Annotated in this window: 22 protein-coding genes and 1 pseudogene; 14 read left to right on the top strand and 9 right to left on the bottom strand. The window is 50.1% G+C overall.

Annotated elements, in window-relative coordinates; genetic code table 11:
* The 3 genes and pseudogenes from ACN4EK_RS29520 to ACN4EK_RS29510 form a co-directional block, all read left to right on the top strand.
* A pseudogene (locus ACN4EK_RS29520) lies at window positions 1-190 on the top strand (SpoIID/LytB domain-containing protein); the annotation flags it as partial.
* Window positions 191-196: 6 nt separating this feature from the next.
* Window positions 197-943, top strand: coding sequence for a histidine phosphatase family protein (locus tag ACN4EK_RS29515; RefSeq protein WP_431662016.1), 747 nt, complete (start codon window positions 197-199; stop codon window positions 941-943).
* A 274-nt stretch (window positions 944-1217) separates the two neighbouring features.
* A complete protein-coding gene (locus ACN4EK_RS29510; RefSeq protein ID WP_431662015.1) occupies window positions 1218-2147 on the top strand; it encodes a hypothetical protein in 930 nt (309 codons plus the stop codon).
* Between the two features lie 163 nt (window positions 2148-2310).
* Here ACN4EK_RS29510 and ACN4EK_RS29505 read toward each other — a convergent pair whose 3' ends face one another.
* Window positions 2311-4032, bottom strand: a complete 1722-nt coding sequence (locus tag ACN4EK_RS29505) for an ATP-binding protein (protein WP_431662014.1) — start codon at window positions 4030-4032, stop codon at window positions 2311-2313.
* A 579-nt stretch (window positions 4033-4611) separates the two neighbouring features.
* Here ACN4EK_RS29505 and ACN4EK_RS29500 point away from each other — a divergent pair.
* From ACN4EK_RS29500 to ACN4EK_RS29490, 3 genes are all read left to right on the top strand, one after another.
* Window positions 4612-6564, top strand: a complete 1953-nt coding sequence (locus ACN4EK_RS29500; RefSeq protein ID WP_431662013.1) for a GAF domain-containing sensor histidine kinase — start codon at window positions 4612-4614, stop codon at window positions 6562-6564.
* A 134-nt stretch (window positions 6565-6698) separates the two neighbouring features.
* Window positions 6699-8381, top strand: coding sequence for an ABC1 kinase family protein (locus ACN4EK_RS29495; protein ID WP_431662012.1), 1683 nt, complete (start codon window positions 6699-6701; stop codon window positions 8379-8381).
* A gap of 164 nt (window positions 8382-8545) precedes the next feature.
* Window positions 8546-9214 (top strand): helix-turn-helix domain-containing protein, encoded by a 669-nt coding sequence (locus ACN4EK_RS29490; RefSeq protein WP_431662011.1) that lies wholly within the window; start codon window positions 8546-8548, stop codon window positions 9212-9214.
* Window positions 9215-9220: 6 nt separating this feature from the next.
* Here ACN4EK_RS29490 and ACN4EK_RS29485 read toward each other — a convergent pair whose 3' ends face one another.
* Entirely contained in the window at window positions 9221-10447 is a 1227-nt protein-coding gene (locus ACN4EK_RS29485) for a hypothetical protein (RefSeq protein ID WP_431662010.1), read from the bottom strand.
* A gap of 265 nt (window positions 10448-10712) precedes the next feature.
* Here ACN4EK_RS29485 and ahcY point away from each other — a divergent pair, with 265 nt between their 5' ends.
* Both ahcY and ACN4EK_RS29475 read left to right on the top strand, forming a co-directional pair.
* A complete protein-coding gene (gene ahcY / locus ACN4EK_RS29480; RefSeq protein WP_431662009.1) occupies window positions 10713-11999 on the top strand; it encodes an adenosylhomocysteinase in 1287 nt (428 codons plus the stop codon).
* 353 nt (window positions 12000-12352) lie between these two features.
* On the top strand, window positions 12353-12895 hold the full coding sequence (locus tag ACN4EK_RS29475) for a class I SAM-dependent methyltransferase (protein WP_431662008.1): 543 nt from the start codon (window positions 12353-12355) through the stop codon (window positions 12893-12895).
* A 12-nt stretch (window positions 12896-12907) separates the two neighbouring features.
* On the opposite strand, the gene ACN4EK_RS29470 is transcribed toward ACN4EK_RS29475, so the two are convergent.
* Window positions 12908-14365, bottom strand: a complete 1458-nt coding sequence (locus ACN4EK_RS29470; protein WP_431662007.1) for a glycosyltransferase family 4 protein — start codon at window positions 14363-14365, stop codon at window positions 12908-12910.
* Window positions 14366-14470: 105 nt separating this feature from the next.
* Here ACN4EK_RS29470 and bioB point away from each other — a divergent pair, with 105 nt between their 5' ends.
* The 3 genes from bioB to lspA are packed head-to-tail and all read left to right on the top strand — an operon-like array spanning window position 14471 to window position 16695.
* The gene (gene bioB / locus ACN4EK_RS29465) at window positions 14471-15583 is read left to right on the top strand and encodes a biotin synthase BioB (RefSeq protein ID WP_431662006.1); all 1113 of its coding nucleotides are present in this window, start codon (window positions 14471-14473) and stop codon (window positions 15581-15583) included.
* A 42-nt stretch (window positions 15584-15625) separates the two neighbouring features.
* A complete protein-coding gene (locus ACN4EK_RS29460; RefSeq protein ID WP_431662005.1) occupies window positions 15626-16207 on the top strand; it encodes a biotin transporter BioY in 582 nt (193 codons plus the stop codon).
* Window positions 16207-16695 carry a signal peptidase II gene (gene lspA / locus ACN4EK_RS29455; protein ID WP_431662004.1) on the top strand — a complete coding sequence of 163 codons (489 nt, stop codon included), beginning with the start codon at window positions 16207-16209 and terminating at the stop codon, window positions 16693-16695. Before ACN4EK_RS29460 ends, lspA begins: the two co-directional genes overlap by 1 nt.
* A gap of 19 nt (window positions 16696-16714) precedes the next feature.
* On the opposite strand, the gene ACN4EK_RS29450 is transcribed toward lspA, so the two are convergent.
* The 3 genes from ACN4EK_RS29450 to ACN4EK_RS29440 all read right to left on the bottom strand — a co-directional run bounded on the left by ACN4EK_RS29450 (window position 16715) and on the right by ACN4EK_RS29440 (window position 19164).
* Window positions 16715-16963 (bottom strand): hypothetical protein, encoded by a 249-nt coding sequence (locus tag ACN4EK_RS29450; RefSeq protein WP_431662003.1) that lies wholly within the window; start codon window positions 16961-16963, stop codon window positions 16715-16717.
* Between the two features lie 238 nt (window positions 16964-17201).
* Window positions 17202-17594: a DUF1823 family protein gene (locus ACN4EK_RS29445; protein ID WP_431662002.1), complete on the bottom strand. Its 393-nt coding sequence runs from the start codon at window positions 17592-17594 to the stop codon at window positions 17202-17204.
* A 7-nt stretch (window positions 17595-17601) separates the two neighbouring features.
* A complete protein-coding gene (locus tag ACN4EK_RS29440; protein ID WP_431662001.1) occupies window positions 17602-19164 on the bottom strand; it encodes a hypothetical protein in 1563 nt (520 codons plus the stop codon).
* A gap of 131 nt (window positions 19165-19295) precedes the next feature.
* Between ACN4EK_RS29440 and ACN4EK_RS29435 the strand changes: the two genes are divergently transcribed.
* The gene (locus tag ACN4EK_RS29435) at window positions 19296-19574 is read left to right on the top strand and encodes an acylphosphatase (protein ID WP_431662000.1); all 279 of its coding nucleotides are present in this window, start codon (window positions 19296-19298) and stop codon (window positions 19572-19574) included.
* Here ACN4EK_RS29435 and ACN4EK_RS29430 read toward each other — a convergent pair.
* Both ACN4EK_RS29430 and ACN4EK_RS29425 read right to left on the bottom strand, forming a co-directional pair.
* Window positions 19571-20737, bottom strand: a complete 1167-nt coding sequence (locus ACN4EK_RS29430) for a pyridoxal phosphate-dependent aminotransferase (protein ID WP_431661999.1) — start codon at window positions 20735-20737, stop codon at window positions 19571-19573. The two genes, ACN4EK_RS29435 and ACN4EK_RS29430, sit on opposite strands and share 4 nt — an antisense overlap.
* Before the next feature lie 170 nt (window positions 20738-20907).
* Window positions 20908-21507, bottom strand: a complete 600-nt coding sequence (locus ACN4EK_RS29425) for a hypothetical protein (protein WP_431661998.1) — start codon at window positions 21505-21507, stop codon at window positions 20908-20910.
* Between the two features lie 267 nt (window positions 21508-21774).
* Here ACN4EK_RS29425 and ACN4EK_RS29420 point away from each other — a divergent pair, with 267 nt between their 5' ends.
* The gene (locus tag ACN4EK_RS29420) at window positions 21775-22206 is read left to right on the top strand and encodes an ArsR/SmtB family transcription factor (RefSeq protein ID WP_431661997.1); all 432 of its coding nucleotides are present in this window, start codon (window positions 21775-21777) and stop codon (window positions 22204-22206) included.
* A gap of 144 nt (window positions 22207-22350) precedes the next feature.
* Here ACN4EK_RS29420 and petM read toward each other — a convergent pair whose 3' ends face one another.
* The gene (petM, locus tag ACN4EK_RS29415; RefSeq protein ID WP_431661996.1) at window positions 22351-22452 is read right to left on the bottom strand and encodes a cytochrome b6-f complex subunit PetM; all 102 of its coding nucleotides are present in this window, start codon (window positions 22450-22452) and stop codon (window positions 22351-22353) included.
* A gap of 336 nt (window positions 22453-22788) precedes the next feature.
* On the opposite strand from petM, the gene ACN4EK_RS29410 reads away from it, so the two are divergent.
* The coding region (locus tag ACN4EK_RS29410; protein WP_431661995.1) for an ATP-binding protein at window positions 22789-23801 on the top strand (1013 nt) is incomplete at its 3' end.

The following is a 23801-nucleotide window of genomic DNA, read 5'->3' as shown; positions in this document are numbered from 1 at the left end:
AGATGTGTATAAGAGACAGGGCTTGGGGCATGGGGTGGGACTTAGCCAAACTGGTTCCTATCGGTTAGGGGATCTAGGCTGGTCGAGCGATCGTATTCTCAGCTTCTATTATCCCGGCACGACACTTCAGCCCTTAAATGAGGCGATCGTGTTCTGGCGTGAACCGGCGACCGAACAGGTGAGCCGCTAACGTCCTATGCATCAGTTCCTGAAACTGCTATTTATTCGCCATGCTCAATCAACGGGAAATGTTGAACGCCGGATGCAAGGGCAGGGAGAATTTGAGTTAACTGAGGTGGGGAAACAGCAGGCTGAAAAGCTGGCAAAGAGTTTGCTGGCAGAGGGCTGGATCCCATCCCAGGTGTATAGCAGCCCCTCAACGCGTACCCGACAGACGACGCAGATCCTGATGGATCACTTCGTTACCGCCCCTCTGCCTGCCGCCGTCAGCGATTTGATTGGGGGAGAGGCAGATCCGGTGCTGGAAGTGCCCGACGATCGCCTGCGAGCAATTCCCATCACCTATGCAGAGGAGTTAATGGAGTTTCAAAATGGCATCTTTCAGGGACTGACCTGGGCAGAGGCAACTCAGCGCTATCCTGAGCTTTGTCAGCAGTTAGAAGCCTCCCCGGATTGGATTCCGATCCCGGAGGCGGAGTCTCTCGAAATGGCACGATCGCGAGCCAAGCGGTTTATCCAACGCCTGTTACATCAGCACCGGAATGGGGATCATATTTGGATTATTACCCATAGCTGGATCTTGCAACACCTGGTTGCCGAATTGTTGGGCTGCGATCGTTCCTGGCGATTACGCGCTACTAACACTGCCCTATTTGAGTTTTGGGTCGATCAATCCCGCTGGTTCGGCTCTGATCCCAATCGGTTCAATACAGATTTATGGCAGATTCGGCGGATTAACGACTATCATCACTTGCAGTCTTGAACAGATGAATTCCTGATCCCTAATCCTGGCATCAACTGCCAACAACTGTTAATTTTTGATTAAAATCGAAAGATTCAGGTAACTGTAAAGGACGTAGCCATCAACAATTTCCTGATCCCGAGTTCGTAACCGTTGTCCAAATGAGTGCAGCCATGCATGATCAAAACAACTAGCTCTGATCTCAAGACATCAAGTATCTTGGATGGAGATTACGATTTATCTTTTTCTAGATATAAATCGGGGTTGACCTTAAGACTATCTGCCAGGTTCAGAGATGACAAACCCAGCCAACGATATCGTCAAACAAGCTAAACAGGGCAGCGTTGCAGCGATTATTCAAGTCCTCAACGACAAGCTTGCTGATTCTGGTGTGCGTACCCGAGCCATTTTTGCAGACGGTGTGCTGCAATTACTGTGTGAAGCCGCCACGACTGAGCAATTGGAGCCCTCGACCTTGATCGAGCGGGTACGGCAGATTTTAGAGGCGATCGCACCCCGCAATATTCGGCGGGTCAATATCAATAGTCGGATTGTGCGGGAGCAGCAGTTGCTCTGGCTAGAAGAGATTAGCCGTGATCCCGAAAATCAATTACTGTGGTCGAAGGAAATTACGCTGAAGAAGCCCGGTTTGCTGAAGCAATTAGCTGATGAATGGCGATCTCGCCAGGAGGATCTAGCGTACTCTGTGCCATCCCAAGCGTCACCCCGGCAGCTACGGGAGCAACGCCAGTTTTGGCGAGGTATTACTGGGGGAGCCTTAGTCAGTTTTTTGGTGTTGGCAGGAGGTTGGTGGGCGTATAGCCGCTTCAATGCTACTTCCAGTCAGCCCGAGCCAGATACGGTCGCAAAAGCCTCTAGCTCTACTACGGATTCCCCTGCCAGCCAGGTCAGTTCTCCGGCGGCGACCACACCCAATTCAACCTCGGCGGATAACCCTGATCCCTTTGCCAGGGCAGTGACACTGGCGACGCAAGCCTCGGATGCCGGACAGGTGGCCAAATCATCGGCAGAATGGTTGAGTTTAGCTGCTCGTTGGCAAGAAGCCTCCGATTGGATGGCAAAAGTTCCCCCCAGTGACAATCGCTATACCCTGGCTCAGGATCGAGTGATCCGGTATCGCGAGAAAAGTGAAGTGGCGCTGCAAGAGGCGAGACGCAAACAAGCGGAAGTGTCCTCAGATGCTCTCGCACCGTCTGCCCAATAGCTCAACTAAGGAATGAGAATGAAATAACTTGAACAACTTTAACCTTTTACCTGTACGGGCGCGGCATTTGGCAAAGGCTTCTGGGTTGATCGCAAAGACTTTTTACCAAATGCCACGCCCCTACGCCAAGAATTACACGTTAATAAATCCCCGCTCCTAACCTCTAATCAATACTGACTCCTCGCACCGTTTGCGATCGCGATCGACCTGCCACGGGAGCCTGTTGAATTTCGCGTTCCCGGACGCGATGGGTTTGGAAATAGGTTTGCCAGAGGGCAGGGGCATCCAGGGTTTCGCCACCGTGTTGGGTCAGGCGTTGCCGCACTTTGCACAGGACGGGGGTATTGACACAATTCCCGGAAATAATAATTTGCCCTTTGGTCAGGGCTGGGAGTTCCTTTAATAAATCCCGTCCGGCAGCTTCTACCCCATACTTGAGGCTGTCCTGGTCTACGGGATTAACGATCCGCATAATGAACTGGCTCATACATTGAGACAGCACATCTGAATCTAACTTACCGGGACGCTGGGTAATCAGTCCTACTCCTAAGCCAAACTTGCGTCCTTCACTCAAGATGGTGCGGAGAACCGCCTTACAGCGCGATGGTTCATGGGCAGGCGCAAAGCGATGGGCTTCTTCTAATAAAACAAAGACCGGATAGGGCAGATAGTTTTCATCCTCGGGGGTAATCAATTCTTTCAGGGTATTCATCCGGGCTTGATTCGCTTGTCGTAGCACTGCGGCACAAATGACCTGCTGTTCCTCCTGGTTAATTTCGTTCATTTGCAGGACGGTCACTTGTCCAGGTTCAAATAAGTCTTTGGGTGCTAAATGCTGAAAGGTATGGAAATAGGGCGATCGATCCATCCGTTCCAACTTCCATTCCAGCGCGGGAGCCGATGATCCAGCTTTTTCGTTGCCCTCTTCATCGGTCTGGCGATCGGTTTCATACACCGCCGCAATTAAATCCTGTACCCCCCAGCGATAATCCCCGGCTCGATGTTTCCGCACTAGGGCAAAGGCTTTACTGAGAATCGATTTCTGGCGATCGCTCATTTCCGGCAGCAACGTCAAAATATCGGCATAATCCAGTGATGACACCCGAATGTGGATCTCGTCTGGAGTTAATACTTTGACTTTGGGAGTATAGCCATCCTCGCCCTGAAACGCCGGATGTCCCCGCATATCACTCAGGGTGTTGTACTCTCCGTGGGGATCAAAGATCAAAACGGCGGCTCGGTTATGGGGCAGGAGCAGTTCTTCGACCAGCACCCCGGCGGTATAGGATTTCCCCGATCCGGTGCCTGCCAGAATTGCCATGTGGGTACTGACTAATTCCTTAACATCCAGCGCGATCGGTACAGCGCCCAAGTCCCGCAACAGTAAGGAACCTAAATGAGCCGAGCCAATCTGCCCCGGTTGTTTTTTGTTCAGCACTCGCCGCAACATCCCATCATCTGCGAGAAACACCTTAGCCCCTGGATCGGGAGACTTCCGGGGATTCATGAAGCCTAAAGCGGGATCAAAGTAACCAATTACATCGACGGTGACTTCGTAGATCTCCGGATTGGCATAGGTAAATCCGACCAGTGCCGCGATCGCTTCGGGGCTAATTTCAGTATCCGCAAAAATGCGATCGGGTAAATGATCAATTAAGCGGCGATCGGAGATCTTACCCAGGATTTGTAGGGCGGATTTTGCCAAGTCGGTGGCAGTTTCTCGGACTTGGTAATAAACAAATTCCCCAATCCTGACATAGCGGTTATCTGCCGTAATAAATACGTATTGATTTCCACCATCTCCTGGTCCTTTAACCGTCCCAATCACTTGACTAGGAGAGGGGGCAATTGATGAATCAGGGGGAAACGTGCGATTTGTCTTCATACCGAAATTCCTAGAAAATCCGCCACCGAGGGTGTTGTCGCTTCAAGTCAAGCTGGTTCTAGCTTGAGAGCAGTACAGATGCATTTATCCTACTGGATAGACTGGAGTTAGTAGGAAAAATAAGTCAGTTCTGTACGTGATTGCATTAATTCTTCGTGAAGGTACGGGAGAGAGCTTTATCCATTTCTTCAAATTGGTTCTGCGGATTCACGGATACTGAAATTAATCATTCAGTGTAATGTGAAACAAAAACATCCCACCTAAACGCCATTTTCCAGTTAGCAAAATCCCGTCATTTAGTCATCTAAGCTACGTTTTTGCCCAGAGAGGGCAAATTTCTGACCTGAACCTGCGAAGTTCTCTGCTAACCCGGGAATCCTAAATTCAGGTAGTCGGTTGACGTAAAAACGCTTTATCAGGGTGCAGAGGCTTATGTTCAGAACCCAGGAAACCGTTATTCCGCTTGATCACTGTATCGGTATTCAGAATAACTCTACACCAGTCGTAATGCAGTCTCTTACTTCCTCCCTGCCCCCACTGATTGGGACTACTTCATGCCCTCCCGCCCATTCCTCCTCCATGCTAGATTGGGTAGCTTTGACTGACCTTCAGCACCAAATTTTTCAGATTGCTACGACCAATTCCGATGATGTGGATTTAGTGCTGACGCAAATTGCCCAGGCGATCGCAGCGGCATTTCAGGTGGATGGCAGTTTACTCGTTGCATCGCTGGCGGCAACGGAACCTTATACGGCTTACTGGCTTGCCAACTTTCCCCCTTCACGGACTAAACCGCCTGCGGTTTCAAGCCCACTGTGGCAAGCCTGCATTGAGTCATTTGCCCCAACCCCGATCGCAGAACAGCATACCAGCCAGGTTAGTCTGGGCGGTCATCCTATATTAGAAACCTGGCAAGCGATCGTCCAACCGACTGCCCTTGCCATTCAAACCACTTTAGATGTGCCTCTGTCCGTTGGAACGGAGGTGCGGGGAGGGATCAGCTTAATGCGATCGCAGCCCCATAGCTGGACGGAGCTAGAGGTGCAAGCCCTGAAAACAGTGGCACAACAGGTGGCGATGCTGTTGCTTCAGCACCAAAGGCAGCACCAGATCCGTAAACAGACCCAGTATCAGGCGGTGGTGAACCAACTGGTGATGGCGAGTCGGAATGGTCAGGAGCTGCATGAGATTCTTGCCTTAGCCACCGCCGGAACGGCTCAGGCCTTGGGGGTGCAGCGAGGGCTGCTTCTCCGGTTGAAATATTGGGATCCTTTATTACGCAGCCGCCCCCAGGATCAGCCGCCCCGGATCCGGATTACGGTTGCCTATGAGTGGCTGCATGACCATCAGGGGGTTGGTTCGTCCTGGTTGTCTGACTCGGAGCATGACCCATCTACCCTGGCAACCACGATCAATCAATCATTCTGGTTGTCTGAATGTCGGCTCTGCCAGCAGGTGTTTTCCAGCGTTCCCCAACCCACTCTGATTTGCGATCGGCAATATTTTGATGGCAATCCGGGGGATGGAGTGGCGGCGGTATTTCACCTGGCTCAACTCCCCACGTTACTGATTGCGCCTTTAGAAAGTCAGGGCACCGTTCTGGGATTTTTGGTATTTCAGGATCACCAACCCCGTTCCTGGCAGCCTCAAGACATTGAATTACTGGAACTGGTCAGCGCCCAGGCGAGTGCTGCCATGATTCAAACTGAAACTTTGCGGCAGGTGCAAGCGTTAGTGGAGCAACGCACGGCTGAACTTCAGCAAAGTCTGACGGTACAGGCAAAGTTGTATGAACGGACTCGGCAGCAACTCGATCAACTTCGGCATTTGAACCAGTTGAAAGATGAGTTTCTTAGTACCGTCAGCCACGAACTACGGACACCCCTGACCAGTATGTCGCTGGCGATCCGGATGTTACGTGAGGTGGGGATAGCCAGCGATCGCAGCACTCGGTATTTAGACATTCTGGAGCAGCAGTGTGCGCAGGAGACGGATCTGATCAATGATCTGCTGGCATTACAGGAATTGGAATCGAAGCAAGTTCTACTGCAATTACAGGAATTGGATGTGACTGCCCTGATCCGCGAACTGGCTGCGGGGTTCTATCAACGCTGGGCGGCTAAAGGACTGACTCTGAACCTCGATCTGCCTGACTCTCCAGTGATTATCCACAGCGATCGCGATAGTCTGAGTCGGGTGATTCTAGAGTTACTGACGAATGCGGGCAAGTATGCTGACCCCCATACGATCGTTCACCTGACCGTTAGCCAAGCTCCGGGTTGCGCGACTGGAGAAGTTATCATGACGTTGTGTAATATTGGCGCGGGAATCGTACCGGAAGAACTGCCCCATATCTTTGACAAATTTCGCCGTTGCCAGGGAGCGACCCACAATGCCATTCAGGGGACTGGCTTAGGATTGGCACTTGTCAAATCGCTGGTTCAGCATCTCAATGGCACAATCAATGTAACGAGTGTTGCTCTAGAGCAACCTCCAGCCTACGAAACCTGTTTTACTCTTACCCTACCTTAAGGAATTTCCCTGTTTCTCCCCGTTCGTCCAGTAAAATCACCACTAAAGCCCTGGTGATCCCCAAATTTGCCTGATTACTCCTGGTGATCTATGGCATTCTGAATCATCTGCCCTGCCCCCAACCTCCTGAAGGTATGTTGAAACCCGCCACTACTTCCCGTCCTTTGCGCTGGCAACGCACTCGCTACTCTCCGGTTGTACGTCAGATGGACATTTTTACATCGGCGGCACAATTGATGTTCTACCTATGGTGGGATCATAAGGTGGTGCGGCAATCGCCCCGGCATCGGAATCGGCGGGCGCAGTGGTTAGTCGGGACATTACTGGATCTAGGCCCAACCTTCATCAAAATTGGGCAGGCGTTATCCACCCGCGCCGATCTGCTGCCATTGGAATATGTGCAGGCCTTAGGACAATTGCAAGATCGAGTCCCAGAGTTCAGTGGGGCAGAGGCGATCGCCATTATCGAAACGGAATTGGGCAGTCCGGTTCATCAGCTTTATCAAAACTTTGATCCGGTACCGATCGCGGCAGCGAGTTTAGGTCAGGTGCATCGTGCCCGCCTGCTCACGGGAGAAGAGGTGGTTGTGAAGGTGCAACGTCCCGGCTTGCAAAAACTGTTTAACCTGGACTTTAAGGTGCTGCGGCGGTTAGTGCGGTTTTGCTATCGCTTTCTGCCCTGGACACGGCAATACGACTTAGATGCCATTTACCAGGAATTCACTGAGATTCTGTACCAGGAGATTGATTATGTGCAGGAGGCGATTAACGCCGATCGCTTCCGGCATAACTTCCGCGACTACCCCCGGATCATTGCGCCGAAGGTCTATCCCAAGTACACCACGCAGAAGGTGTTAACGATGGACTATGTGCCGGGGATCAAAGTCAACGATCGCCAAAGTCTGGCGGCTTGCGGGATTGATGTCAAAGAAATTAACCAGTTAGGGATTTGCAGTTACCTGAAACAATTACTGCAAGATGGCTTTTTCCAAGCCGATCCTCATCCCGGCAATATGGCAGTGAGTCAGGATGGTTGTTTGATTTTTTATGATTTCGGCATGATGGCAGAAGTGCCCTCCCTCGATCGCGAACAAATGGTGAAAACTTTCTTTGCGGTGATGCGGAAGGATACCGAACAGGTGCTGGACACCTTAACCTGTATGGGACTGCTGGAACCCATGCCCGATATGACTCCGGTACGCCGGATTGTCCGGTTCTTGCTGGAAAAGTTCACCGAGAAGCCCGTGGAAATCCAGGCGTTTAAGCAGATGCGCAGTGAAATCTACGCCTTATTTGAGCAGCAACCCTTCCGGCTCCCGGCGAAGATGACCTTTATTCTTAAGGCGCTGACTACTCTGGATGGGGTTGCCCGCGCTCTGGATCCGCAATACAACCTGATGGTAGCTGCCAAACCGTTTGTGAAAAGTTTAGCCACAACCAATAATCAAGGCGCGATCGGGGAACTGGCAAAACAAGCCAGGGAGTATGTCACCTACAAACTGACCCAACCCAGCCCGATCGAGCGGTTAGTCCAGAGGCTAGAGGAACGACTGGAAGAAGGTGAACTTCAGGTACGAGTGCGATCGATTGAAAGCGATCGGGCACTGAGAAGCCTGAATCTAGCCGTCAGAAGTTTGATCTACACCTGCCTGACTGGATTTACGCTGCTATCGGGGGCTGTCCTCTTAGTCGGTGGCACTTATATCAATTGGGCGATCGCCGCGTTTGTAGTGGCTGGGTTATCGGGTCTAGCATTAATCCGATCGCTGATTGAACTGAATGTACGCGATCGGCTCGATCGAATCGCCGGTCGCTAAGAATTGCGGATTGAATCAGGTGTAATTTCTTGCGTAGGGGCGTGGCATTTGGTAAAAAGTCCTTGCTATTGCCTCAGAAATCTCTACCAGATGCCGCGCCCGTACAGGTAAAAGGTTGCAGTTGATCAGGTTATTTATTTCGCGATCTTAAGGAAGTCAACCCAATGTCTCAACTTGATCAAAATTCTGCATTTGCTTCAAAATTGCAGGACTGGATGCAGCAAGCCGGAATTAATAGCTTCCGGGCGTTGAGTCGGGCGGCGGGAGTGTCTCGCTGGCAGGTCGAGCAATTACGGCAGGGGAAGATTGCTCAGATGCGGGTCGAAATCTTACTAAAGCTCAGTCAAGCCCTGCAAATTTCGCTGTCTGAATTGTTGACACCGTTCACCACAAATCATCAGGCAGACCAGGCGCTACCCTCTGCCCCCAATTTAGAACAGCAGTTAATGGATTTACGGCAGGAATACGATCGCCTGCAAGCCCAACTGGCGCAACAACACCAGGAGCTATTACAGGAATTTCAGCAGTCTAGCGTACAGGTATTAGAGTCGCTGCTGCTGCAATTGCCAACCGCCGCCTATGCGGCTCAACAAAATCCCCAGGCTCCCGCCGTTAAACTATTGCCCTTACTGCGTCCTGTCGATCAGTTACTCGACCACTGGGGGATTGCCGCGATCGCAACGGTGGGTGCAGAGGTTCCCTACGATCCCCAACAGCACCAGTTAATGGAAGGATTTGCTGAACCGAATGACCCGGTAAAAATTCGGTATACCGGGTATCGGCAGGGCGATCGCCTATTGTATCGAGCCAAAGTTAGCCCAGTGATTCGCTAACTGGGATTACACCAGGGCTGGAACTGAAGTTTCTGTGGCAACGGGTTCTGGTTCAAACGGCGATCGCTCGATATGGATATGTTCACCATTCCGACAGACTCCACAGACTTTGAGTTGCGCCGTGGGAGCCGTGGGATTGGTTTCCTCGTCGGGTGAGAGGGTAGAGTCAACCCATTTGACGATCGTGAAATCAGCCGCCATTCCCGGTTGGAAGCTGCCCAACTCCTGCGACTTCTTCAATGCCGCCGCCGGACGACTGGTAACTCGTTCGATCACCTGACTGAACGACAGCCCTAACTTAATAAATTTGGTCATGACTGCTGCCAGATCCCCATCCGTTCCAACATTGGACTGATTCAGATCCGTAGACAGCGTGTTGGGCAGAATACCCTGCGCGATCGCATTACTCGCGAGATTGGCGGAAAACGTGGTGCTGTTGTAACCAACATCCAGCAGAATGCCGCGATCGATGGCTTCACGGGCGGCGGGTAGCAGACTGCCTAGCGAATCAAATAAGCCATATTGCGATTGAAAACATTGAGTGACAATATCGCCAGGGCGCAACTGTGGCAATAATTCCTGCGGTGGCATCATTTCGTCTTGAGCAAACTGCCCCAACTGCACCTTTAACGGTAAGGAAAACATTTCTGCTAAAGTGCGAGCGGCATCAAAAACGGGCGATCGGCTTTCCCCCCGTCGCCGTACCGGACGGACATTAAACCCAACAATCACATCCCGGTTCGCTTCCACAACCGCCGCCGCCCGTTGCACATCCTGATTGCGGGGATTCGTAGAAATTTCTAGTTGGTGGGCAATGAAGTCCGAGGTGGCAATATACAACAACGACGGATCCATAAAGGCATAGGCGCGGGTTTTAGCCGTATCCATCAACGATCGGCGGGAAGCATCAAAGGTGAGAATACCGGAGGTTCCCGCATCGGCAACCGTCGTCACCCCGGAGCGAAATCCCACATCATCGACAGGCAAGCAGAAATTCCCGATTGTGCTGAGAATGTGAGTATTGAGATCGATCCATCCGGGGGTGAGGTACGCCCCTTGCAGGTCAATAATCTGGGTATCCCAGTGTGGCACTAGAATCGGGACAATCTTTCCTTTGGCAAAGTCTTCTTGCAGAATCCCAACCACTTTGCCGTTTTCAATCAGCACATCCCCGCGACCATCAATTCCCTGTGTCGGATCAAGAAGGTGAGCATTCCTGTAGATCGTTGCCATAGCCGTCTAGGTAAAACTGCGTGTTGTCACCAACAGTTTACACATCTTTACGTTAAACCTCACCCCCAGCGCCAAATCTTCTGGCAACCAGCAAAAATTCACCCACAGTTTGCCAGCCTGCCGTTCTAGTCCTCTGGCACTCCAGTAGACGATCCCAACCAGAGTAGAATTAAAAAGTTGAGAAGCGCCCTGAATTCATTCGCAGAAACCTGAAAAGATAAACGGACTTTCTGTTCAGCTTCACTGTTCTCAAGGAAAGACATTCATGACTGTTACTCCTGTTCGTCCATCAGCGCAAAAGCACGAAGTCAAAGACCTCTCCCTTGCTCCCCAGGGGCGGCAACGGATTGAGTGGGCTGGACGAGAAATGCCAGTCCTGCGTCAAATTCAAGAGCGTTTTGCTCAAGAAAAGCCGTTTGAAGGAATTCGGTTGGTTGCCTGCTGCCACGTGACGACTGAAACCGCTCACCTGGCGATCGCCCTGAAAAATGGCGGAGCCGATGCCTTATTAATTGCCAGCAATCCCCTCTCGACTCAGGATGATGTCGCGGCTAGCCTCGTGGCAGACTATGGCATTCCCGTATTCGCCATGAAAGGTGAGGACAACGCCACCTATAACCGCCATGTGCAAATCGCTCTCGATCACCGTCCTAATATCATTATTGACGATGGTAGCGATGTGGTCGCCACTTTAATCCAAGAACGTCAAGATCAGATTGCGGATCTGATTGGTACTACCGAAGAAACTACCACTGGAATTGTTCGGTTACGGGCGATGTTCAATGACGGCGTATTGACCTTCCCTGCCGTCAACGTCAACGATGCTGACACCAAGCACTTCTTCGATAACCGTTACGGGACAGGTCAATCCACCCTAGACGGGATTATCCGCGCCACCAATATTCTCCTGGCTGGCAAAACTCTGGTCGTAGCTGGCTATGGCTGGTGTGGTAAGGGGACTGCCCTGCGTGCCCGTGGGATGGGAGCCAACGTAGTTGTGACCGAAATTGATCCAGTCAAGGCGATCGAAGCGGTGATGGACGGCTTCCGGGTGATGCCAATGGCTGAGGCAGCTCCGTTGGGTGATATTTTTGTCACTGTCACCGGGAACAAGCATGTGATCCGGGCAGAACACTTTGCGGTGATGAAAGATGGCGCGATCGTCTGCAACTCTGGTCACTTCGACATTGAAATTGACCTGAAATCCTTAGGAGCAGAAGCTTCAGAAGTCAAGGATGTGCGCAATTTCACCCAGCAATACCGCCTCAAGAACGGTAAGTCTGTGATCGTGTTGGGCGAAGGTCGTTTGGTGAACCTGGCCGCCGCCGAAGGTCATCCCAGTGCCGTAATGGATATGAGCTTTGCCAACCAGGCACTCGCTTGCGAATATCTGGTGAAGAATCAGGGTAGCTTGGCTGCCGGACTGCACACGGTGCCGAAGGAAGTCGATCAAGAAATTGCCCGCTTGAAGTTGCAAGCCATGGGAGTCGCGATCGATTCTCTGACTGCCGAGCAAATTGAGTACATGAACTCCTGGACTTCGGGCACCTAATTGCCGATCGGTTCTATGCGTCCTTTAGAGATCCCCCCTAGCCTCCCTTATTAAGCTACCGTGTACACACAAGTTATCTGTTTGATGGTTAAGCCTGTCTCGCCCCCTAAATCCCCCAATTCTGGGGGACTTTGAAAGTTCTAATTCCCCCCAATTTTGGGGGGTTAGAGGGGCGAAAGGCAGAATCGTGAGGTTGCAGAGAAGATATGTGTACACCGTAGCCTTATTAAGAGGGGAAATAGTCTCCAAGTCCCCCTTGTTAAGGGGGATTTAGGGGGATCTATACGATAATATCCAGGCAGTAGGCTCCTTAAAACATTCGCTCAACATCCCCTAGTAAGTATTCGTTATTCATGTCCCTGAACTTGCATATTGGTGGTCATGAGCCGCATCCCGATTGGAAGATTCTTGACGTTGAAGCGCGTCCAGAAGTCGATTATGTGGCGGATGCCTCGGACTTAAGCCAATTTGCTACCGATTCAGTAGACAAAATTTATGCCAGTCATGTGCTGGAACATTTCTATCACGGCATTAATGGCGAATTGCTAAATACCTTACGGGAATGGCACCGGGTTTTAAAGCCAGGTGGCTATCTTTTAGTTAGTGTGCCTGATCTAAGAACCCTATGTTGGCTATTTCTCAATCCCAATTTAGAACCCTTAGAACGCCATCACATTATGGCGATGATGTTTGGGGGGCAAACCAATATTTATGATGTCCATAAAGTTGGATTTGACGTTGATATTTTAGGCTTATATCTTCAAGAAGTTGGTTTTCACGGGTATCGACAGGTGGCTGAGTTTAATCTGTTTAATGACACCAGTAGTATGCGAGTATTAGATACATTAATTAGTCTGAATGTTGTGGCGCAAAAAGCTCCCATTGAACAGGATTAATTGCGCTACATATTAGGTTTCCGTCGATAACTGCAAGATTGGTTTACTAGCCATTCCCGTTTCAGCGATCGCGCCTTCATCTTCACTTGCTAAACCAACTCGTTGCTGAATTTTGGAAGCTAAAACTTGCCATTGCATCGGACTTAGTTCATTCACCAAAGCAATCTCTGGAACCTGATCCTCTGCTAAATCTGTCTGCATTAACGCACTCATGGTTATATCAGATAAACTTAAAGTATCCAATTCATTCATCGCCGAATTAGCATAAATCAATAACGTTAAATTCTGGCTTTCATGGTGGGTCATAACCATTTGAATTAATTCAACTAATTCTGCCAATAATATTTCTTCAGACTGCTGCCAATTGGGAAATGCAATCCAATTAATTTTCCTCAAATTGAATGCCTGTAATGTTGTTTTGACTAATACCGATCGCATGATTTCTGCCATCGTTGCCCAGGAAAATTGTTGCGATCGCGGCAAGCCTCTCGCGATTAATTCCTGCCGTACTCCCGGTTTTTGCACATCACATAAAGCATTTGCCATCCCGAAAATATCATCATCCTGGACATATAACGCCGCCTCACCCGCTACTTCCGGAATTGAAGCATTCGGGCAAGTGATCACCGGGCAACCACAGGCCATTGCTTCTAAAATCGGTAAACCAAAACCTTCATATTTTGAGGGATAGACTAACGCGATCGCCCCTGAATAGGCGGCAATTAATTCCGCATCTGTGAGTTGGAGAATTTGGACTGTACTACCACTGGTATACGTGCGCCATTCTGGTTTAAATAACGTTTGACTACCTGGGCAAATTACCTCAAACCCGGTGTGAGTACAGAGTTGAGCAAAGGCTTGAAAAAACAGTTGGTTATTTTTATAAGTAGTATTTAAGCCACTGATCAAGAAATAGGGTTTGGTAATGCCATAGGTGGCTTTGAACTGGTCAATGTGTGCTGTAGAGGCAGGGGAGAATTCTGGACTAATACCGTTATAGGCAACCGTGACTAACTCCGGTGTGATCTGGGGAAAAAAGTTGAGTAAATCCTTTGCTGTATTTTGGGAAACGGTGATATAGGCAGAGGCGGCTGTAATACAATGATGTTTTTCTCGCCAATCGGCATAGGTTAAATCCGCTCCCATGGCTTCGGGAATCATGTCGTGAACGAGCAGCACGCTGGGCGTGGTGAGTGGCGTAGTGTAATAGGTGGAAACAAATAAATCGGCCGCTTCCTCGTCGCAGATTTGCTGTAAATGTTCACGATCGCGCTCAATATTTCCATAGTCATAGGGTGGAATTTGCCGATAGTGAACACCGGGAATTATTGGAGCCGTTCCCGCTCGATCGAGCACCAAAAGATATTCACTAAACCCATCGTTTACCCATGCTTCTAGCAACGATTTCCAGACTCGGGCAATGCCAGTATTCGCATGTTGGAAAAACACACCATCGATCAGGATTTTCATCTCGCCCATCCCTTATCTACCGATTTCAAACGATGTTTAAACGAACGTCTGGACTGCACTAGACAAGTGATACAATGCCATCACTTTGATATCTAGAGGTTCAGCGTGGTTCAAGCACCGTTAGCATCCTACTCCTCATCCTCCACTGAATCGTCCCTGCTTCCCGCCACCGAAACATCGCTCGCAGATAGACTGCATCAGTTGGCAGACGCGATTATTGCTGGCAAGCGGCTGAACCGGGAAGAGGCGATCGCTCTGACTCAAATTGAAGGACAGGCAGAGATTCTGTTACTCTGTGAAGCCGCCGATCGGGTACGTCAAGCCTGTTGTGGCAACACGGTCGATCTGTGCAGCATTGTGAATGTGAAATCCGGTGCTTGTTCCGAAAACTGTTCCTTCTGCGCTCAGTCCGCTCACCATCCCGGTGATGATTCTCCCATTTATGGCTTGAAATCCCCTGAAGAAATTCTGGCACAGGCGAAAGCTGCCGCCGAAGCGGGGGCCAAACGGTTTTGTCTGGTCAGCCAGGGTCGCGGTCCGAAATATGGCGGCCCGAAATCGACTGAGTTTGAACAAATTTTGGCAATGGTCGAGCAGATTCAAGCAGAAGCCAACATTAAACCCTGTTGTGCTCTGGGCGAGTTAACCCTGGAACAAGCACAGGCATTACAGCAAGCCGGAGTGACTCGCTATAACCATAACCTGGAAGCCTCCGAAGCCTTTTTCCCCAATGTGGCAACCACTCACTCCTGGCACGATCGCGTCGAAACCATCCGTAACCTGAAATCCGTAGGTATTCAAGCCTGTACCGGCGGCATTTTGGGCATGGGCGAAAGCTGGGACGATCGCGTTGATCTGGCTCTGGCACTGCGGGAGTTAGAAGTGGAATCAGTCCCCTTAAATCTGTTGAATCCCCGTCCGGGGACACCGATGGGCGATCGACCCAAACTCGATCCGTTTGACGCTTTAAAGGCGATCGCTATCTTCCGCTTGATTCTGCCCGAACAAATCATCCGGTATGCCGGGGGTCGGGAAGCGGTCATGGGTGAACTTCAGTCCCTGGGATTGAAAGCTGGCATTAATGCCATGTTGATTGGGCACTATCTCACCACTCTGGGTCAGCCCCCCGAGCAAGACCATGCCCTGCTGGCATCCCTGGGGTTAACAGGTGGAGAAGCCCCAATTCCTGGACGGAACCAGAATCAGGCGGCAACATAGTGATGTTGGTACGCTTGCCCTCCTATGCCAAACCCTCTCGCTATGGGTATTGCCACTGAACTGCTGTGGGCGTTGATTGGCTTACTCCTCACGATCGCTGGGACATTTCTGGAAGCCTTCATCGCCTTTCCCGGTCGGGATTGGCTGAGTCACGGGATTCAGCCATATTCCCTGGGAATCACCTACCAGTTTGGAGCAGGGCTACTGGTGGGCTGTGTCGGTGGTAGAAATGCTGCTACTCTCTCCCAAATTGCTTACATTCTCCTGGGATTAACCCCCTGGTTTCCCATTTTTGCGAAAGGGGGGGGACTGAGTTACTTAGGAGAACCCAGTTTTGGCTATCTTTTAGGCTTTGTTCCGGCAGCCTGGGTCTGTGGCTATCTGGCATTTAGAGCATTGCCCCGTTTAGAATCACTAGCATTGAGTTGTATCTGTGGCTTGCTGAGTATTCATCTAACGGGGATTGGCTATCTCTGCCTGACCTATTTGTTTGGTTCTACCACCCAAGCCAAACTCCTCGAAGCCCTGGTCAATTACTCGGTTAAACCTCTGCCGGGACAGTTTGCTGTTGTCTGTGCGGTGACGGTAATTGCGTTTGCCCTCCGCCACATTATGTTTTACTAATGTTCTCGAAAAATCGTTTATTTTGGATCGCTGCGTTGATTGGGTTGGTCGTCGATCGCCTGACCAAATTTGGTATTGTCTACACGATGCCCCTGACCATGCCACCGGCTACGATTCCCTTGATTCCAGGGGTGTTTCATCTTACCTACGTGGTCAATACGGGGGCAGCCTTTAGTTTATTCACGCAAGGGGTGGACTGGTTACGCTGGCTATCACTCGCTGTGAGTGCTGGCTTATTACTGATGGCGTGGTTTGGGCCCAAGTTCAATCGCTGGGAACAGGTGGGATGGGGATTGGTGCTCTCTGGGGCACTGGGGAATGGCATCGATCGCTTCGTGTTGCGGCAAGTGGTCGATTTCTTAGACTTTCGTCTGATCAGATTTCCCGTGTTTAACATGGCAGATGTGTTTATTAACGCGGGAATTGTTTGCTTGCTAATTGCCAACTTCGTGAAGCCGTCCCGACCAACCTCACCCCCAGAGCGCTAATCTCCCTGAATCGGTTGGCTTAGTCGCAACGGCTATCCTGCGAAGCGCAATGCCGGGATAGACAACGTTCAAGCAGTTCAATACTGTAGCGATTCCAGTAACGGCGGGGATTGAGCGTCAGTTTAGCGTTGAGGGGTTGGTTGAGGTACTGCCAGACAGGGAACCGGAAGGTGTAATGCTTGTAGAACATGGTTGGGTCTTCTAAGTAAGCAGGATGGGAGCAATACCAACACCAAGCTGCAATTGCGATTAGTGAGGGGTCTGCCACTACAACCATGCCAAACTTCGGAAAGAATCCCTTGGTAAGGATTGCGGAATCTTTCAGCCCGTTACATTCCGATATCTGTAATTCTATGGAGGCGCTTTGACAGCCCGTAATCTTACCCGCCATTCGATGAAGCTATGATTAAGCTTTTGTTATGGTGTCATCACAATCAAAGTAACGCAATTAATTTGCCTCATCTGGTAACGACAGATCGATAAGCTAAACAGTATGGTTGAAACCACTATACCTGCGCGGCTGATTCGTCGATGCCATGGAGTTGCATGTAACTGAGGAGCCAGTTGGCGATCGTTGCCCGTCGAGTTTTGCGGGGGATAAGTTCGTTAATTTTGTAGCCCTCAAAGCCTAGCTTTTCCTTGAGTAACTGTTTGTTCGCGGCGGGGATCGATCGCGTCAGTTTGACGGTCGCAGGACGACTCTCAATAAAATTGGGGGGGTCAGGATAGTCCTCGCGCCATTCGGGAGCGACATGGCGACTATCCCATGTGCCCGTTGTGGCATCATAGCGATACCCTAAACCTTGCCAGACTAAAGCATTAGCCGTTACATCATCAATAGTGTCGTGGATAATTGCCCAGATAGTATCAGTTGTGAGTGGTGGAAGTTCGAACCGCATAACTAGATTAAACAGATTTTTTCCTACTTAAATCATATAGATAAACGAAGACCCCCGGTTGCCGATAGGTATCTAATCGAGTGCCAATTTCATTGAGATAGGCTCGGATCATTTGATTTTCAGCTTTGACTCGGGCATGGGAGAACAACAACCAGACGCGTGGGTTTCCCCGTAGGCGATCGAGATCGGCTTTGTAACGCTCCCGTTCTTTGGCAGAAAGTTTTTTACCATCATGCACATCTAAATCATCAACACCGAGAATGTAGTCTTTAGGGCTGAAGTCATATTTATGAGCGTAGTATCTAAACTGATGGATTCCCCGTTGATAGATGTATAAAATATCTCCCGATTGTTGATGGTTTTTGATGTATTGCAAAACTGGGCGAATTTCTTGACGTTGTTCCGGTTGAATCATTAATTGAGTGGCATGGCTGAACGCGGGTGTGAGCAATATAGCTAGCAAAATCATGCCTAAAAATGTTACTAGTCGTAGCTGAGGGAATTGTTTGACGTGAATTCTGCTTCTAATCAGGGTATGAAGCCCGATCGCAATCAATAGAATCAAACCAGGTGCAAGAAATAGTAATAGACGATCCCTAAAGGGATATTTGTGGAGATAGGCGGCGGCTAAGGTGATGCCTATCGGAGCAAGTAACAGGATCAAATGATCGCGATGTTGCAACCAGAGCGCACTACAGCCTAGTAAACAGGCAAAGATTGCCAGTAGTGTTAAAGGAGATAAAAAACCGAGCGGATTGGCAAACATTTGCCCCAGGACCATCAGTAACCAGGAAATATCGAAAATCGATCGCGGGAATGCCTTGCTCCAGGACTCTAGCAACCGTTGATTACTGCCTAGTTTAGCTAAGGAAATCAAATAAAATCCTGAGAAGCTACCGAGCCAAACTAGATAGATCCAGAGGCGCTGCCAACCATTGGGTTTGATTCGATTTAACCAACAACTCAGCCAATAACTCGCTTCAACGCCGACCAAAACAAAAATAGCGGGATGGGAGAACCAGATCGCGATCGCGCCAATCATACTAGCTTGAATTATTTGGCGGCGCTGTAGCTTGGGTTGGCGAATGTTCATTAAGACGAGATACAGCAGTAATGCGATCGTCACATCGCTGGAATACTGTTTCACCTCAGTTGTGTAATAAATCAGTGGTTTTAGGGTGACAAATAGGGCAACGGCGATCGGTATTGCCCAGGGGGTAATCAGCTGTTTGGCAAGTTGATAAAATAAAAATAATGAGGTGATACCGCAGACAAATGGAAATAATCTCAAGGTGTATTCATAATCACCAAAGGCTTCTACGATCAGTTTTTCAATTGCTAGGAAGCCTAAGGGTGCGCCCTGTTCATAAGCCAGTGGCTTAAACAGATCAACTAAAGGGCGATTAATAATATTTAAGGCTAGAGTTGCTTCATCAACCCAGAGCGATCGATTAGCCAAATATTGGATCGATCGCACTAAAATACCGAAGCCAATGAGCGCTAAAGTTAATCTTTCTGGAGTGAACAAACTCTGAGTTTTTTGATAGAATCTTACCTTTGGGAAAGACATAAATTGGCGGCTGATGATCCAGTGACATCTGGTGTTTTATGCGATACAAATAGGGAAACGAACCGTTATCCCTACCACCCTGGATATTTATCCTTATCTTGACAGAAAACATCCCAATTCAGTGCAAGATTATGGCAGACAAAATCAGAGCGCATGTGATTATTTCTGGACAAGTGCAACGAGTTGGATTTCGCTACTCAACCCAGGATATGGCGATGGTTTATGGCTTAAATGGTTGGGTACGGAATTTACCCGATGGGCGGGTAGAGGCAGCCTTTGAAGGCGATCGCACGACGATCGACAAAATGATCCGCTGGTGCCACAAAGGACCGCCAGCGGCAATCGTGAAGCAAGTTGAGGTGAAATACGAGGAACCGTTGAACTTACAGGAATTCCTGATTCTCCGTTAAACCCGCGATCGCATAAATTTATCGAGCTTGGCCATACCCCGATGAATCGTGTCTAAATCGGTGGCATAGGAAATGCGGACATACCCCTCACTACCAAAGGCAATACTGGGAATCACCACCACCTGATGTTCTTCGAGGAGCGCTTCGCCAAACTCCAGAGAGGACAGACCTGCCGCTTGGATGCTGGGCATCAGGTAAAATGCACCGTTCGGTTTCACACAGGTGACTCCCGGCATGGCGGTCAAGTAATCCAGCATCACCTGCCGTCGTTCCGCAAACGCCAGTCGCATTGCCTCTACACACCCCTGATCGCCTTCCAAAGCCGCGATCGCCCCATATTGAGCAAACGTACAGACATTGGAGGTGCTGTGTCCCTGAATCGTCATGCAGGCTTTAATCAAGTCTACGGAACCGGCTAGATAGCCAATCCGCCAACCGGTCATGGAGTAGGCTTTGGCAAACCCACTACTGACGATCGTGCGATCGTAGGCTTCGGGGCTGACGGCTCCAATGCTGAGATGTTCGGCTCCGTCGTAGAGCAGTTTTTCGTAGATCTCGTCAGAAACTACATAGAGGTTTTGCTCGACGATCACGGTTGCCAGTGCCCGAATCTCATCGGGGGTGTAAACCACGCCTGTCGGGTTGGAGGGCGAATTTAAGATAAACAGTTTCGTTTTGGGAGTGATGGCTTGCCGCAGTTGCTCGGGTGTGATTTTGAACTGATTGGCGGGATCGGTTTGCATAATCACCGGGACTCCGGCAGCAAGCTTGACCATCTCTGGATAGCTGACCCAATAGGGAGCCGGAATAATCACTTCATCTCCCGGATCGAGCAGCGCCATCATCAAGTTATACAGAGAATGCTTACCACCATTGGTGACAATAATGTTCTCAGCGCCATAACATAGCCCATTCTCCTTTTGCAATTTCTCGGCGATCGCGGCTCGGAGTTGAGGCTCGCCAGCGACCGGTCCATATTTAGTTTTTCCAGCTTCCAGGGCCTGAGCGGCGGCTGCCCGAATGTGATCAGGGGTAGGAAAATCCGGCTCTCCTACACTGAAATTGCAGACGCTAATGCCATCAGCTTTCATTGCCTTGGCTTTGGCATCGATCGCCAGCGTCATGGAAGGACTGAGTTGACCGACTCTTGCTGCCAGTTTCATAATGATTAATAGAAATTCTGCTGCGGATGAATGGTCTGTCCCTCAGACATCGAGGGGGTCTGGGCAGAGCCATTCTGGGTTTCTATCCTCAATCCATCCCTCAGATCAAGCTTGACAAACCACTAGTTCAGAATACTCTACCAAACCCAGAATGAACTCATCCAAGTTGTTTAACTCTGACGATTTTGTGTCTGGATTTGCCCACATTGGTAATGCCAGATCTGGTAAAAGTAGCCACTCACATACATCAGGTTGATCCCTACCAACAGACTCCGCCCGATCCAGGAAGTCAATACCGGAAATAGATAGATGCTGGCAACCAGAACCAAGAGTTTTTCGATCAGAGCCACGATCGCACCGTGATGCCGGGGATCCCAGTAGGAAATGGGACTGATCCAACGGTAGTGACTAAAGGGCAGCCAGTGACGATGGGCATCATCATGATGAACGGGTAAGTCTCCTAATGAATGCAGCACTGCACTCAAACACAACCAGGCGATCGCTGGATAGTCTGCGAGATAAGCTACGGCAGAGGCGATCGCCGTTAAGGGAATCGAGTGGAAGCTGTGATTGATTAACTGCCACTGGGGCTGCCAGTAGGTTTCTGTCCAAATTTGCCGTTCGGATTGCCGCCTTACTACCTTTGCCCAGGCATACATGACAAACATCGGCAGATCCGGTAACACCGCACCAACGGCGATCGGGAGGGCAAATTGAGGGTGTTCCATCAACAATGCCAGATTGATGACAGCATGGCTGGGTGTGTTCATTCTGACTGCATCACAATAGCTTGATTTCCACTTTAGCGAAGTCCTCGCAGGCGACAGGAGTTTAAGATCTTATTAAAAGATGGGGCTAAATCGACTTTCTCTAGGTACTTTAATGGCGAGATACCTCCTAACTGCGTCTCTTGCCCCCTCGGTTCTACCTACCGTAGTCACCGGGTGGGGTTTCTGTTTCATGCGCCGTCGGGTAGGAGATCGATTAAGCTAAAGGGGGCTGAATCGATTATCGTTATCATTTCACGACAATTTACTATGGCTAACCCTGACCCCGCTGCGATCGCTCCCCGGTTAAATCGCGTCACTTCAGCGAGTACCGAAACTCCGAATTGTACGGTGTCGCATCCGGTTGACCTTAGCCATATTCGTCAACTCCACCAGGATGTGTTGAACGTAGACAAGGCGCAACGGATGGCGGAGTTCTTTAGTTTACTGGGAGATCCCAATCGCCTGCGGATTCTGTCTGCGTTAGCCGTAGAAGAGTTGTGTGTTTGCGATCTCGCCGCGATCGTCAAAATGTCGGAGTCAGCCGTGTCCCACCAACTGCGGACGCTGCGGGCGATGCGTTTAGTCAGTTATCGGCGGCAGGGGCGGAATGTATTCTACTGCCTGAAAGATAGCCATGTGTTGAATTTGTATCGCGAGGTGGCAGAACACCTGGACGAACCGGATGATGCGGGGCTGTGAGCGATCGAGCACCATACGAAAGAAGGACGAACGATCGTCCGCCCTTGTCATTTGCCTATTTCGGAGAGGTACACACCTTCTCTACAAAGTAAAACCTGGCTTAGAAAGTCGCTCTAATGCTTGTCTCCTGAGGCTGCTGGGAGATTATTCTTCACCGCCTTGAAGTTTCAGTAGGAGAAAGCCCACTCCCAACCCGACCAGGATCAGGGTAAACGATAGAAACGCGGCATTCATAATTTCGCCCATTGCAGATATTCTCCCTTGCGATCGCACGTACAGTAAGTGATTAAACCATAGTGATTGCCTGCAACCAGGCGCACCAAATCGACCCCGAGTAGTTGAAAGCCCTGTTAACCGGGTCGCCGTAACGTATTCTAAACCAGATTGATCCCCCTGCGGTTGAAGTGAGGGAGATGTTGAGGATGGGGAGATGGGGAGGATGGGGAGAATGAAAAGTAGAGATGTTCTTGCTTGTTTTGCTCTCTACCGGCTAAGGATCATCGTCAATTGATAACGAACCTGATATATGCTGAAATCCGGAGCGCGTTTAAATCTCAATTTATGTCCGTAATCAGTACCCCCATGTCCACTACCTTTCCCCTGACTGCCGTGATTGGTCAGGAGGCGATTAAACTGGCGCTATTGTTAGCCGCCGTTGATCCAGGTCTGGGGGGTGTGGTGATTGCTGGACGGCGGGGTACGGCAAAATCGGTGATGGCGCGGGCGATTCATGCTCTGCTACCCCCGATCGAAATTGTCCAAGATTCGCTCAATGGTGATCCACGCTATCCCGCCGAATGGGATGATGCGACGATCGAGCGATTAGGGGAACAGGCTGATGATCCAGCTAGCATTCCGACTCAAGTGATTCCAGCCCCGTTTATTCAGATTCCATTAGGGGTGACGGAAGATCGGTTGCTAGGTTCAGTTGATGTTAGTCAGTCAATTAAACAGGGAGAAACGGTGTTCCAGCCAGGGCTGCTGGCAGAAGCTCATCGCGGTGTGTTGTATGTCGATGAGATTAACCTGCTGGATGATCAGATTGCTAACCTCTTGCTTTCTGCCCTGACGGAAGGACGCAACCAGATTGAGCGGGAAGGGATTAGTTTTCAGCATCCCTGTAAACCGTTGTTGATTGCGACCTACAATCCCGAAGAAGGGGATTTACGCAATCATTTACTGGATCGAATTGCGATCGCCTTATCGGCGGATAGTGTGCTGGGCATCGACGATCGGGTGCAGGCGGTAGAACAGGTGACTCGCTACTCTGATTCGCCCCAGGAATTCCTCAAGCAATATAGCGAAGATCTTGATGCTTTAAAAACGCAGATTGTTTTGGCGCGGGAATGGCTCAAGGATGTGCGGGTGACTCACGATCAGGTGCAATATCTGGTGACGGAAGCGCTCCGGGGGGGCGTACAAGGGCATCGGGCGGAGTTGTTTGCCCTTCGAGTAGCAAAAGCCCATGCGGCTCTGGATGGACGCACAGAAGTCAATGCCGATGATTTGCGGCGAGCGGTGGAATTGGTGATCATTCCGCGATCGATCATCATTGAACCGCCGCCCGAACAGCAACCTGTCTCTTATACACATCT

It is taken from the genome of Pantanalinema rosaneae CENA516, assembly GCF_050753385.1.
Classification (GTDB): domain Bacteria; phylum Cyanobacteriota; class Cyanobacteriia; order Leptolyngbyales; family Leptolyngbyaceae; genus Pantanalinema; species Pantanalinema rosaneae.
The sequence above is the reverse complement of the archived record's forward strand: the minus strand, read 5'-3'. Positions and strand labels throughout refer to the sequence as shown.